Source organism: Kineococcus gypseus, from assembly GCF_050871305.1.
Classification (GTDB): Bacteria; Actinomycetota; Actinomycetes; order Actinomycetales; family Kineococcaceae; genus Kineococcus; species Kineococcus gypseus.
In genome coordinates, this window is record NZ_JBJLRD010000019.1 from 16561 (window position 1) to 29321 (window position 12761).

11 protein-coding genes are annotated in these 12761 nt (G+C 75.2%); 4 read left to right on the top strand and 7 right to left on the bottom strand.

Annotation, left to right across the window (positions count from 1 at the left end; translation table 11 throughout):
- Positions 1 to 16: 16 nt before the first annotated feature.
- From dapB to ACRYMN_RS09295, 5 genes are all read right to left on the bottom strand, one after another.
- The gene (gene dapB / locus ACRYMN_RS09275) at positions 17 to 781 is read right to left on the bottom strand and encodes a 4-hydroxy-tetrahydrodipicolinate reductase (RefSeq protein ID WP_432494250.1); all 765 of its coding nucleotides are present in this window, start codon (positions 779 to 781) and stop codon (positions 17 to 19) included.
- The gene (locus tag ACRYMN_RS09280; protein WP_432494252.1) at positions 778 to 2154 is read right to left on the bottom strand and encodes a M16 family metallopeptidase; all 1377 of its coding nucleotides are present in this window, start codon (positions 2152 to 2154) and stop codon (positions 778 to 780) included. The genes dapB and ACRYMN_RS09280 overlap by 4 nt, the downstream gene beginning before the upstream one ends.
- 1 nt (position 2155) lies before the next feature.
- Positions 2156 to 4414, bottom strand: a complete 2259-nt coding sequence (locus ACRYMN_RS09285) for a polyribonucleotide nucleotidyltransferase (RefSeq protein ID WP_432494254.1) — start codon at positions 4412 to 4414, stop codon at positions 2156 to 2158.
- Between the two features lie 286 nt (positions 4415 to 4700).
- Positions 4701 to 4970, bottom strand: coding sequence for a 30S ribosomal protein S15 (gene rpsO / locus ACRYMN_RS09290; protein WP_432494352.1), 270 nt, complete (start codon positions 4968 to 4970; stop codon positions 4701 to 4703).
- Between the two features lie 138 nt (positions 4971 to 5108).
- Positions 5109 to 6062 carry a bifunctional riboflavin kinase/FAD synthetase gene (locus ACRYMN_RS09295; RefSeq protein ID WP_432494256.1) on the bottom strand — a complete coding sequence of 318 codons (954 nt, stop codon included), beginning with the start codon at positions 6060 to 6062 and terminating at the stop codon, positions 5109 to 5111.
- 165 nt (positions 6063 to 6227) lie between these two features.
- Between ACRYMN_RS09295 and pgi the strand changes: the two genes are divergently transcribed.
- On the top strand, positions 6228 to 7910 hold the full coding sequence (gene pgi / locus ACRYMN_RS09300) for a glucose-6-phosphate isomerase (RefSeq protein ID WP_432494258.1): 1683 nt from the start codon (positions 6228 to 6230) through the stop codon (positions 7908 to 7910).
- Positions 7911 to 7955: 45 nt separating this feature from the next.
- Here the strand turns inward: pgi and ACRYMN_RS09305 are convergent, their stop codons facing one another.
- Positions 7956 to 8876 carry a sugar-binding transcriptional regulator gene (locus tag ACRYMN_RS09305; protein WP_432494260.1) on the bottom strand — a complete coding sequence of 307 codons (921 nt, stop codon included), beginning with the start codon at positions 8874 to 8876 and terminating at the stop codon, positions 7956 to 7958.
- 90 nt (positions 8877 to 8966) lie between these two features.
- On the opposite strand from ACRYMN_RS09305, the gene ACRYMN_RS09310 reads away from it, so the two are divergent.
- Genes ACRYMN_RS09310 through ACRYMN_RS09320 form a run of 3 tightly spaced genes read left to right on the top strand, consistent with a single transcriptional unit; the run spans position 8967 to position 11678 of the window.
- Positions 8967 to 9782, top strand: a complete 816-nt coding sequence (locus ACRYMN_RS09310; RefSeq protein ID WP_432494262.1) for a GolD/DthD family dehydrogenase — start codon at positions 8967 to 8969, stop codon at positions 9780 to 9782.
- 52 nt (positions 9783 to 9834) lie between these two features.
- Complete coding sequence (locus ACRYMN_RS09315) at positions 9835 to 10908, top strand: NAD(P)-dependent alcohol dehydrogenase (protein ID WP_432494264.1); 1074 nt, start codon at positions 9835 to 9837, stop codon at positions 10906 to 10908.
- Positions 10905 to 11678, top strand: a complete 774-nt coding sequence (locus tag ACRYMN_RS09320; RefSeq protein WP_432494266.1) for an SDR family NAD(P)-dependent oxidoreductase — start codon at positions 10905 to 10907, stop codon at positions 11676 to 11678. The genes ACRYMN_RS09315 and ACRYMN_RS09320 overlap by 4 nt, the downstream gene beginning before the upstream one ends.
- A 10-nt stretch (positions 11679 to 11688) precedes the next feature.
- Here the strand turns inward: ACRYMN_RS09320 and truB are convergent, their stop codons facing one another.
- Positions 11689 to 12639 (bottom strand): tRNA pseudouridine(55) synthase TruB, encoded by a 951-nt coding sequence (gene truB, locus ACRYMN_RS09325; protein ID WP_432494268.1) that lies wholly within the window; start codon positions 12637 to 12639, stop codon positions 11689 to 11691.
- Between the last annotated feature and the right edge of the window lie 122 nt (positions 12640 to 12761).

Consider the following 12761-nt stretch of genomic DNA (forward strand, 5'->3'; position numbering starts at 1 on the left):
CCCGGCCCCCCGCCGGTCAGGCCAGGTCGAGGTAGTGCTCGAGGCCCACGGTGACGCCGGGGCGCGAGGCGACCTGGCGCACGCCCAGCAGCAGGCCGGGCATGTACGCGGCGCGGTCGTAGGTGTCGTCGCGCAGCGTCAGCGTCTCCCCCGGCCCGCCCAGGACGACCTCCTGGTGCGCGGTCATCCCGCGCATGCGCACCGCGTGCACGTGCACGCCGTCCACGACGGCGCCGCGCGCACCGGGCAGCGACTGCTCCGTGGCGTCCGGGGAGGGGCCCAGGCCGGCCTCGGCGCGCGCCTGCGCGATCAGCCGGGCCGTGCGCACCGCCGACCCCGAGGGGGCGTCGACCTTGCCGGGGTGGTGCAGCTCGACCACCTCGACGGACTCGAAGTAGCGCGCCGCCCGCTTGGCGAACTGCATGACGAGCACGGCGCCGAGGCCGAAGTTCGTGGCGATGAGCACGTTGCGCCCCGAGGCGCACTGCCACGCCTCGACCTGCGCGACGCGCTCGTCGGTGAAGCCGGTGGTGCCGGTGACCACGTGCAGGCCCATGGCCAAGGCGCGCTCGACGTTGCCCATCACCGCCCCGGGGACGGTCAGGTCCACCAGCACGTCGGCGCCCGCGGCGGCGGCGAGGTCGTCGCCGCGGCCCAGGGCCGCCACCAGCCGCAGGTCGGGCGCGGCCTCCAGCGCCGCGCAGGCCTGCGAGCCCATCCGGCCGCGCGCACCGGTGACGGCCACGCGCAGCGGCGCGTCGGGAGCGCTCCCCGTGCTCACCGCACCACCGCGCGGAACGCGGCGTCGTCGGTGAAGGGGCCCACCACGGTGATCGAGCGCGGGCGCTCGAGCAGGTCCGCGGCCACGGCCTGCACGTCCTCGGCGGTGACCGCGCGCAGCCGGGCCAGGACGCCGTCGACGTCGAGGAACTGCCCGTGCACGAGCTCGGACTTGCCCAGGCGGTTCATGCGCGAGCCGGAGTCCTCCAGGCCCAGCACCGTGCCGCCGGCGAGCTGGCCGATGCCGCGCTGCAGCTCCTCCGCCTCCAGCGGCGCCTGCGCCAGGCCGGCCAGCTCGGCGAGCATGAGCTCGGCGACCTGCCCGGCCTTGGCCGGGGAGCACCCGGCGTACAGGCCGACGTAGCCGGAGTCGGCGTAGTTGGCGTTGAAGGAGTACACCGAGTACGCCAGCCCGCGCTTCTCGCGCACCTCCTGGAACAGGCGGCTGCTCATGCCGCCGCCGAGGACGGCGTTGAGCACGCTGAGGGTGAAGCGGCGCTCGTCGGTGGCGGTGATGCCGGTGGTGCCCAGCAGCACGTGCGCCTGCTCGGTGGCGCGCTCGACGACCAGGGCGCGCCCGCGCTCCAGGCCGCCGGAGACCTCCCCGCTGACCCGGCGCGGGGCCGGGGCGGCGTCGTGCAGGTCGCCGGCGGCGCGGGAGAGCTCGCGCTGCACCGCCTCGACGACCTCGTCGTGGTCCAGGCCGCCGGCGGCGGTGAAGACGAGCGTGGCGGGGCGGTAGTGCTCGCGGTAGTGCGCCCACACGTCGTCGCGGCCCACGGCGCGGATGGTCTCGGCGGTGCCGCCGATGGGGCGGGCCAGGGGGTGCTGGCCCAGGACGAGCTCGGCGAAGCGCTCGTGGGCGACGTCGCCGGGGTCGTCGTCGTTCATCGCCAGCTCCTCGAGGATGACCTCGCGCTCGGAGCTGAAGTCGTCGTCGTCGAGCACGGCGGAGGTGACCATGTCGGTCACCACGTCGATCGCCATCGGCAGGTCGGTGTCGAGCACGCGCGCGTAGTACGTCGTGTGCTCCTTGCCGGTGGCGGCGTTGGCCTCGCCGCCGACGGCGTCGAACGCGGTGGCGATGTCCATCGCGTCGCGGCGCTCGGTGCCCTTGAAGAGCAGGTGCTCCAGGAAGTGCGTGGAGCCGAAGTGCCCGCTGGTCTCGTCGCGCGAGCCGACGCCGACCCAGCAGCCGATGCTGGCCGAGCGCTGCCCGGGCATCGCCTCGGTGAGCACCCGCGCGCCGCACGGCAGCACCGTGCGGCGCACCAGCGCCCCGTCCGCCTCGGACAGGGTGGTCGTGACCGGCGCCGACCCCGCCGCCTCCGTGGGGAGGACGACGGGGGCGGGCACCTCGTGGTGGGCCGGCACGTCAGGCGTCGGCCGTCGCGGCGTCCGCGGGGGCCGCGTCGGCGGCGGCGTCCGCGGCCTCCTCGTCGGCCACGACGGGCACGAGCGAGAGCTTGCCGCGCGGGTCGATCTCGGCGATCTCCACCTGAACCTTCTGGCCCACGGAGACGACGTCCTCGACGTTGTCCACGCGCTTGCCGCCGGCGAGCTTGCGCAGCTGCGAGATGTGCAGCAGGCCGTCCTTGCCGGGCAGCAGCGAGACGAACGCGCCGAAGGTGGTCGTCTTGACGACGGTGCCGAGGTAGCGCTCGCCGACCTCGGGCATCGTCGGGTTGGCGATGGCGTTGACCGCTGCGCGGGCCGCCTCCGCCGAGGGGCCGTCGACGGCCCCGATGAACACCGTGCCGTCGTCCTCGATGGAGATGTCGGCGCCGGTGTCCTCCTGGATCTGGTTGATCATCTTGCCCTTGGGCCCGATGACCTCGCCGATCTTGTCGACCGGCACCTTCACCGTGATGATGCGCGGCGCGGTGGGCGACATCTCGTCGGGCGCGTCGATGGCCTCGGCCATGACGTCGAGGATGTGCAGGCGCGCGTCGCGGGCCTGGGTCAGCGCGCCGGCGAGCACCGAGGCGGGGATGCCGTCGAGCTTGGTGTCCAGCTGGATGGCGGTGACGAACTCCCGGGTGCCGGCGACCTTGAAGTCCATGTCGCCGAAGGCGTCCTCCGCGCCCAGGATGTCGGTCAGCGCCGCGTAGCGGGTCTCGCCGTCGACGGTGTCGGAGACCAGGCCCATGGCGATGCCGGCGACGGGCGCGCGCAGCGGCACGCCCGCGTTGAGCAGCGACAGGGTCGAGGCGCACACCGAGCCCATGGACGTGGAGCCGTTGGAGCCCAGCGCCTCGGAGACCTGGCGGATCGCGTAGGGGAACTCCTCGCGGGCCGGCAGGACCGGCACGAGCGCGCGCTCGGCCAGGGCGCCGTGGCCGATCTCGCGGCGCTTGGGCGAGCCCACGCGACCGGTCTCACCGGTGGAGTACGGCGGGAAGTTGTAGTTGTGCATGTAGCGCTTGCGCGTGACCGGCGAGAGCGTGTCCAGCTGCTGCTCCATGCGCAGCATGTTCAGCGTGGTCACGCCCAGGATCTGGGTCTCGCCGCGCTCGAACAGCGCCGAGCCGTGGACGCGGGGCAGGACCTCGACCTCCGCGGACAGCGTGCGGATGTCGGCCAGGCCGCGCCCGTCGATGCGGACCTGCTCGGTGAGGATGCGCTGGCGGATGAGCTTCTTCTGCACCGCCCGGTAGGCCGCGGAGACCTCCTTCTCGCGGCCGGCGAACCGCTCGGCGAGCGCGTCGCGCACCTGCGCCTTGATCTCGTCGACGCGGTTCTCGCGCTCCTGCTTGCCGCCGATGGCCAGCGCGCCGGCCAGGTCGCCGGAGGCGGCCTGCTCGACGGCGGCGTAGACGTCGTCGGCGTAGTCGGGGAAGAGCGGGAACTCGGCGGTCGGCTTGGCGGCCGCGGCGGCCACCTGCGCCTGCGCCTTGACGAGGGCGGCGATGTGCGGCTTGGCGGCCTCCAGGCCCTGCGCGACGACCTCCTCGGTGGGGGCGGTGGCGCCCTGCTCCTTGACGAGGTTCCACGAGCCCTCGGTGGCCTCGGCCTCGACCATCATGATCGCGACGTCCTCGGAGCCGTCCGCGGCGGTGACGACGCGGCCGGCGACGACCATGTCGAAGACGGCGCGCTCGACCTCGGAGTAGCGCGGGAAGGCGACCCACTGGCCGTCGATCAGGGCGATGCGCACGCCGCCGACCGGGCCGGAGAAGGGCAGGCCCGCCAGCTGGGTGGACATCGAGGCGGCGTTGATGGCCACGACGTCGTAGGCGTCGTCGGGGTGCAGCGCCATGACGGTGACGACGACCTGGACCTCGTTGCGCAGGCCCTTGACGAAGCTGGGGCGCAGCGGGCGGTCGATCAGGCGGCACGCCAGGATCGCCTCGGTCGAGGGGCGGCCCTCGCGGCGGAAGAACGAGCCGGGGATCTTGCCGGCGGCGTAGCTGCGCTCCTCGACGTCCACCGTCAGGGGGAAGAAGTCGAACTGGTCCTTCGGGGAGCGGCCGGCGGTCGTCGCGCTCAGCAGGAAGGACTCGCCGTCGAGGTAGACGGCGGCGGAGCCGGCGGCCTGGCGGGCCAGGCGGCCGGTCTCGAAGCGCACGGTGCGGGTGCCGAACGAGCCGTTGTCGATGACGGCTTCGGCGGCGGTGATCTCAGGACCCTCCACGGGTTCCCTCCTCGTCGATCGGTGCGGTGTGCCGCACCGGCGCGTGCCCGGCGGGGGCTGCCCCGCCGGTCCGGCCTTCGATCGAGGCCCACGGGCGCGGGGCGCCCGGGGGCCACTACCGAGGACCGGCACGACGCTGCGCGGTGCGGCACCGGGGCGCTGCGGTCAGCACCCCGAGTCTGCCCGGAGTCGGGCCCTCGTGCGCGGCAGCGGCGCCCCGGGGTGTCGGGGGCCGCGGCGCGCACGAGCAGCGGGGACGGCCCGGCAGGGCCGTCCCCGCGTCGCCTCAGCGGCGGATGCCGAGCCGCTCGATGAGCGAGCGGTAGCGGTTGATGTCCTTCTTGGCCACGTACTGCAGGAGGCGGCGGCGCTGGCCGACCAGCAGCAGCAGCCCGCGGCGGCTGTGGTGGTCGTGCTGGTGCGTCTTCAGGTGCTCCGTCAGGTCGCGGATGCGCTGGGTGAGCATGGCCACCTGCACCTCGGGCGAGCCGGTGTCGCCCTCGGCGGTGGCGTACTCGGCCATGATCTTCTTCTTGGTCTCGGCGTCGAGGGGCACGGTGCTCTCCAGGTCTCGTTGCGCGGTGCTCCGGGGCTGATCCACCCGGGCTCTCTGTGTCCGCGGCCGGTCGAACGGCTCGTCCAGGCTACCAGCCGACCCCGCGCGGCCCGCGCGCGCGGGCCCGGGGCGCTGCGCTCAGACGAGGCCCAGCAGCTCCCGGCAGCGCTGCACGTCCAGCGCCATCTGCGCCACGAGCGCCTCGACGCCCTCGAAGCGCAGCGTGGGCCGCAGCCGGTGCACGAAGTCCACGCCCACCCGCTCGCCGTACAGGTCCAGGCCGACGCTGTCCACGCAGTGCGCCTCCACCCGGCGCTCCAGGCCGTCGAAGGTGGGGTTGGTGCCCACCGAGACCGCGGCGGGCAGCCGCTCCCCGGAGGGGCGGTGCAGCCAGCCGGCGTAGACGCCGTCGGCGGGCACCAGCCCCTCGGCGTCCTGCGGCGAGAGGTTGGCCGTGGGGTAGCCCAGCTCGCGGCCGCGGTGGTCGCCGTGCACGACCGTGGCCGTCACGCGGTGCGGGTGGCCCAGCACCCGCGCGGCGCGCTCGACGTCGCCGGCGGCCAGGGCGGCGCGCACCGCGGTGGAGGACCAGCGCGGCGCGGCGCCGGCCCCGCCGCCGTCGCCGAGGTCGTCCAGGGCGGTGACGTCGAAGCCGTACCGGGCGCCCAGCTCGCGCAGGGTGCCCAGGTCGCCGCTGTTGGCGCGCCCGAAGCGCACGTCGTGGCCCACGACGACCTCCACGGCGCCCAGGGCGCGCACGAAGACGTCCTCGACGAAGCGCTCGGGCGTCCAGGAGGCCAGCTCGCGGGTGAAGGGCAGCACGAGCACCGCGTCCAGGCCCGAGGCGGCCAGCAGCTCCAGGCGGTGCTCCAGGCCGGTGAGCAGACCCGGCGCGCGCTCGGGCACCAGCACCTGCAGCGGGTGCGGGTCGAAGGTCACCGCCACCGCGGCCGCGCCGCGCCCGCGCGCGGCGCGCACCACCCGCTCCAGCACCGCCGCGTGCCCGCGGTGCACGCCGTCGAAGTTGCCGACGGTGACCACCGACGGCCCGGAGCCGGGGTCCACGTCTGCCAGGCCGTCCCACCGCTGCACGCGGACACTGTGCCAGCAGCCCGCTGCCGCCGCGGTCGGCGGGGCGGCGGGCGGCGCGGCGGGGTGGCCGCCCGCGCGTCGGCGCGGCGACGTGGCTAACGTCTCGTGCGGCACGAGACCGGAGGACCGGGGCCGAGGCCCGGGGCACGAGCTGGAGGCGCACACGTGGACGCAGGACCTGTCGACCCGACGACGACGAGCGCGTGGGCGGCCCTGGCCGCGCACCGCGCCGGCACCACCCCCGACCTGCGCGGCTGGTTCGCCGCGGACCCGCAGCGCGCGCAGCGGCTGACGTTCGACGCGGCCGACCTGCACGTGGACCTGTCGAAGAACCTCGTCACCGACGAGACGGTGCGCCTGCTGCTGCAGCTGGCCGAGGAGACCGGCGTGCTGGCCCGGCGCGACGCGATGTTCGCCGGCGAGCACATCAACGTCACCGAGGACCGCGCCGTGCTGCACACCGCGCTGCGCCGGCCCGCGGGCGCGCAGCCGCCGCTCGTGGTCGACGGGCAGGACGTCGACGCCGACGTGCAGCGCGAGCTGGAGAAGTTCCTCGGCTTCGCCGAGCAGGTGCGCTCGGGCGCCTGGACGGGCGTGACGGGCAAGCGCATCACCACGGTCGTCAACATCGGCATCGGCGGCTCCGACCTGGGCCCGGTCATGGCGTACGAGGCGCTGCAGCCGTACGTGCAGCAGGGCCTGCGGTGCCGCTTCGTCTCCAACATCGACCCCACCGACGTGGCGAGCACCACGGCGGACCTGGACCCGGAGACGACGCTGTTCATCGTCGCCTCCAAGACGTTCGGCACGCTGGAGACGCTGACCAACGCGCGCCTGGCGCGCACCTGGCTGTGGGAGCGCCTGGCCGCCGCCGGCGCGCTGGCCGACGACGACGAGGCCCGCCGCGGCGCCGTCGCCAAGCACTTCGTGGCCGTGTCCACCGCGCTGGAGAAGGTGGAGGCCTTCGGCATCGACCCGGCCAACGCGTTCGGGTTCTGGGACTGGGTGGGCGGGCGCTACTCGGTGGACTCGGCCATCGGCACCTCCCTGGCCGTCGCGATCGGGGCCGAGCGCTTCCGCGAGTTCCTCGCCGGCTTCCACGCCGTCGACGAGCACTTCCGCACCGCCGAGCCCGAGCGCAACGTGCCGCTGCTCATGGGCCTGCTCAACGTCTACTACGTGGACCACTGCGACGCGCACACCCACGCGGTGCTGCCGTACTCGCAGCTGCTGCACCGCTTCCCGGCGTACCTGCAGCAGCTGACGATGGAGTCCAACGGCAAGTCGGTGCGCTACGACGGCTCGCCGGTGACCACCGGCACCGGCGAGGTGTTCTGGGGCGAGCCGGGCACCAACGGCCAGCACGCCTTCTACCAGCTCATCCACCAGGGCACCCGCCTGGTGCCCGCGGACTTCCTGGCGTTCGCCAACCCCGCGCACCCGCTGCGCGACGGCGACACCGACGTGCACGCGCTGTTCCTGGCGAACTTCTTCGCCCAGACGAAGGCGCTGGCGTTCGGCAAGACCGCCGAGGAGGTGCGCGCCGAGGGCACCGCCGAGGAGGTCGTGCCCGCGCGGGTCTTCTCCGGCGACCGGCCCACCACCTCGATCGTGGCGCCGGACCTGACCCCGTCGGTGCTCGGCCAGCTCATCGCGCTGTACGAGCACGTCACGTTCGTGCAGGGCGCCGTGTGGGGCATCGACAGCTTCGACCAGTGGGGCGTCGAGCTCGGCAAGAAGCTCGCGGTGGAGATCGCCCCGGCGCTGACCGGGGACACCGCGGCGCTGGAGGCGCAGGACCCCTCCACCGCCGCGCTGATCCGGTACTACCTGGAGCGGCGCCGCTGAGGCGGGCGGCCCGGCGGCCACCGCCGCCGGGCCGGGCGCGGCGTGTCAGGCCCGCGCGAGCAGCCTGCGCGCCAGGTGCACGTCGGTGACGATCGAGGAGACCATCCCCGAGCGCAGCACCGCGTGCACCGCCAGGGTCTTGCCGGAGCCGCCGGCCACGGCGATGACGTCGGGCACGGCGCGCAGCTGCTCCTCCGTCAGCGCGATGCGCCGGTCGTCCAGCCCGCGCACGCGCCGGCCCTCGGCGTCCACGAGCAGCCCACCGGTCTCCCCCACCACGCCCTCGGCGGCGAAGCGGCGCGTCTGCTCGGCTCCGATGAGCGCGGGGATCTGCGACAGCCGCGGGTCCCACGCGCCGACGGCCACGACGGCGCGCGTCACGCGCGAGCACGCCGCCAGCGTGGCGCGGATGGCGGGTGCCTGCAGCAGCGTGCGCGCGGTGCGCGCGTCGGGCACGACGATCGGCGCGAACAGCGAGTGCACGCGCGCGCCGGTCAGCTCGCTGACGGCCCGCGTGATGTCCGGCCCGGTGTCGCCGAGCGCACCGCCCATGCCGGTGATCTGCACGAGGTCGCAGGCGGCGATGCCGGCCAGGTGCCCGGTCGTGCTGCGCAGGGTGCGCCCGCAGTCGACGCCGAGCAGGTCGTCGGGACCGACGACCTCGCGCAGCAGCTCCCCGGCGACCTGACCGAGCTCCGCGCGCACCGAGGACTCGTCGGGCGTCTGCACCGCCAGGGCGCGGCGCAGCCCGTAGCGCAGGCGCAGCCGCTCGGAGACCTCGTGGTCCACCCCGGCGGGCGCGCGCACCTCCACGCGCACGATGCCGCGCTCCAGCGCCGTGCGCAGGACCCGGCCCACCTTGAAGCGCGAGAGGCCGCGCTCGGCGGCGATGTCGACGCGCGAGACGCCGTCGACGTAGTGGCGGCGCGCGATGGCCACGGTCTCCGCGAGTTCCTCCGGTCCCACGTGCTCATGTGAGCAGTGAGGTTGACGGATGTGCAAGGACTTCGAAGCATGCAGTTCGTCACCACGCGACGGAGCGGGAGAGGGACGGTCATGAGCAGCGCAGCAGGGACCACCGCGGACGACGCCGGGCAGGACCCCGGCCCGCGGGACGAGGACGTCGACCTCGGCTTCCGCCTCGACGGGCGCGTGGCGCTGATCACCGGTGGTGCCTCCGGCATCGGCAGCGCCATCGGCGGCGTCTTCGCCGAGCGGGGCGCGCGCGTGGTCGTCGTCGACCTGGACGGGGCGGCCGCCGAGCGCCGCGCCGCCGAGCTCGGCGGCGGGGCCCTGGGCCTGGCCGGCGACGTGTCCAACCCGGCCGCCACCGCGCGCTTCACCGCCGACGCGCTCGCGGCCACCGGCGGCATCGACGTGCTGGTCACCTGCGCGGGCATCGTGGACCTGGCCCCGGCCGAGGAGCTGGAGCCGGCGGCGTTCACGCGCACCCTCGCCATCAACCTCACCGGCACGTTCCTGACCGCGCGCGAGGTCGGGCGCGGGATGCTCGAGCGCGGTCACGGCAAGGTCATCACCATGGCCTCGCAGGCCGCCTCCGTGGCCCTCGACGGGCACGCCGCGTACTGCGCGTCCAAGGCCGGGGTCGTCGGGCTCACGCGCGTGCTGGCCTCGGAGTGGGCCGGCCGCGGCGTCACCGCCAACTCGATCTCGCCGACCGTGGTGCTCACCGACCTGGGCCGCAAGGCGTGGAGCGGGCCGAAGGGCGACGCGGCCAGGGCCGCCATCCCCACCGGGCGCTTCGCGCTGCCCCGCGAGATCGCCGGCGCCGCGCTGTTCCTGGCGTCGGGCGCCTCGGACATGGTCAACGGCACCGACCTCGTCGTCGACGGCGGGTACACGATCCGCTGACGCGGCCGGCGTCCCCGCCGGCGACCCGGACCCCAACGGAGGAGGACCAGGCATGAGCACCACCGCCGTCCCGTCGACCATGCGCGCGAGCGTGCTGGTCGAGAAGGGCGTCATCGAGCTGCAGGAGCGGCCCGTCCCCGAGCCCGGCGACGGCGAGGTGCTCGTGCGCGTCGCGTCCGTGGGCGTGTGCGGCTCGGACGTGCACTACTACAAGGAGGGGCGCATCGGCGACTTCGTCGTCGAACAGCCCCTCGTGCTCGGCCACGAGGTCTCCGGGCAGGTCGTCGCCGTCGGCCGCGGCGTGCCCGGTGCGCGCGTGGGCGAGCGCGTGGCGATCGACCCGCAGGTGCCGTGCCGGCGCTGCCGGGCGTGCAAGTCCGGCCGGATGAACCTGTGCCCGAACATGGTCTTCTACGCCACCCCGCCGGTGGACGGCACGTTCTGCGACTACGTCACCGCCCCGTCCGACATGGCGTACGTCGTGCCGGACGCGATGTCCGACGACGCGGCCGCGCTGCTCGAGCCGTTCTCGGTCGGCCTGTGGGCCGCGCACAAGGCCGGCACCACCCCCGGCGACCGCGTGCTCGTCGCCGGGGCCGGGCCCATCGGGGCGATGGTGGCGCAGGCGGTGCGCGCGCGCGGGGCCGCCGACGTCGTCGTCACCGACTTCGTCGACTCGCGCCGCGAGCGCATCACGTCCTTCGGCGCCACCCGCGCCCTGCACCCCGTGGAGGACGCCGACGAGATCGCCGCCCTGGGGGCCGACGCGTTCGTGGACTGCTCCGGCGCCACGCCGGCGGTGCAGTCCGGCCTGCGGGCCCTGCGCCCGGGCGGGGCGGCGGTGCTCGTGGGCCTGGGCGCCGACGAGATGGCGCTGCCGGTCACGTTCATCGCCAGCCGCGAGATCACCGTCACGGGCGTCTTCCGCTACGTGGACACCTGGCCGCGCGGCATCGCGCTGTTCACCTCCGGCGCGGTGCACCTGGACGAGATGGTCACCGCCCGCTACCCGCTGGAGCAGGTCGAGGACGCGCTCAACGCCGACTCCGACCCGCTGAGCATGAAGGCCGTCGTCGTGGTCAACCCCACCGAGCGGGTCGAGCCCACCGGGCAGGAGGACGCGTGAGCGGCGTGCTGGACAGGTTCTCCCTCGAGGGGAAGGTCGCCCTCGTCACCGGCGGCTACCGCGGGCTGGGCCGCGCCTTCGCGCAGGCGCTGGCCGAGGCCGGCGCCGACGTGGTCGTCGCCGCCCGCGACGAGGCGCGCTCGGTCGCGGCGGCGCAGGAGATCGCCGCCTCGACCGGGCGGCGGGCGCTGGGGCTGCGCGCGGACGTCACCGACCGCGCCGAGGTGGAGGCCGCCCTCGCGCGCACCACCGAGGAGCTGGGCGGGCTGCACGTCCTGGTGAACAACGCGGGCACGTGCGTGCACCGGCCCGCGCTGGAGGTGACCGACGAGGAGTACGACGACGTCATCACCACCAACCTCAAGGGCGTGTGGCTGCCCAGCCAGGTCGCCGCGCGGTGGATGGCCGAGCACGGCGGCGGCAGCATCGTCAACATCGGCTCCATCAGCGCGCACATCGTCAACCGACCGCAGATGCAGCCGGTCTACAACGCCTCGAAGGCGGCGGTGCACCAGCTGACGAAGTCGCTGGCCGCGGAGTGGGCGCCGCTGGGCATCCGCGTCAACGCCCTGGCGCCGGGCTACGTCAAGACGGACATGGCGCCCGTCGACGAGCCGCGGTTCCGGCGCATGTGGATCGAGGACGCGCCCATGCAGCGCTACGCCACCCCCGACGAGATCGCCGCCAGCGTGGTCTACCTCGCCTCGGACGCGGCGAGCTTCTCCACCGGCGCCGTCGTCGTCACCGACGGCGGCTACACGCTGTTCTGAGGTGCGCGGCTCACCCGGCGGGGGTGAGCACCAGCACGGGGCGGGTGCCGCGCGCGGTCTCGCGCAGCAGCGCCACGAGGGTCCCGTCCGGCGCGAACGCCGCGACGGGGCCCTCACCGGCGCCCGGCCCGCCCGGCCCACCCGGCTCGCCCGGCGCACCGGCCCCGCGCGGGGTGAGGAACCCGCCGTGGCGCACGGTGGCGGTCTCGGCGTCGTCGAGGTCGCGCACGGGGAACAGCCGGCGGGCCACCTCGGCCAGCGGCACCACCGCCGGAGCCGCCTCGACCTGCTCCAGGGTGCGCGCCTCGGCCAGGGTGAAGGGGCCCGAGCGGGTGCGGCGCAGCGCCGTCAGGTGCCCGCCCACGCCCAGCGCGGCGCCCAGGTCGCGCGCCAGCGCGCGCACGTACGTGCCGCTGGAGACCTCCACCTCCACGTCGAGGTCCACGAACGGGGCGCGCTCGTGCCGCCCCAGCACCGCGAAGCGCGAGACGGTCACCGGCCGGGGGGGCAGCTCGACCGCCTTCCCGGCGCGCACCCGCGCGTAGGAGCGCTCGCCGGCCACCTTGATGGCGCTGACCGAGCTGGGCACCTGCAGCAGCGCGCCCGTCAGGGCCGCCACGGCCGCGGCCACGGCCGGCTCCCCCAGACCCGTGGCGTCGGCCGGCTCGCCCAGCGCCTCGCCCTGGGCGTCGTCGGTGGTCGTGGCCAGGCCCAGGCGCACCGTGGCGGTGTACGCCTTGTCGTGCGCCACCAGGTGCGTGAGGAACTTCGTGCCGCGGTTGGCGCCCAGGACCAGCACCCCCGTCGCGGCCGGGTCCAGCGTGCCGGCGTGCCCCACGCGGCGGGTGCCCAGCAGCCGCCGGCAGCGGCCCACCACGTCGTGGCTGGTCCAGCCGGCCGGCTTGTCGACGACGAGGACCCCGTCGCCCACCTCCGGGCGCGCCCCGTCCACCGTCGCCATGCCCGCTCCGTCCGCTGCGCGTGCTCCCGCGACGCCCGCGGGAGGGGCCCACCGTAGGCGACGGCCGCACCGGCGCCCGACCGGGCACCCGGGCCCGAACGCACCGGTGCCCGCGCTCCCGC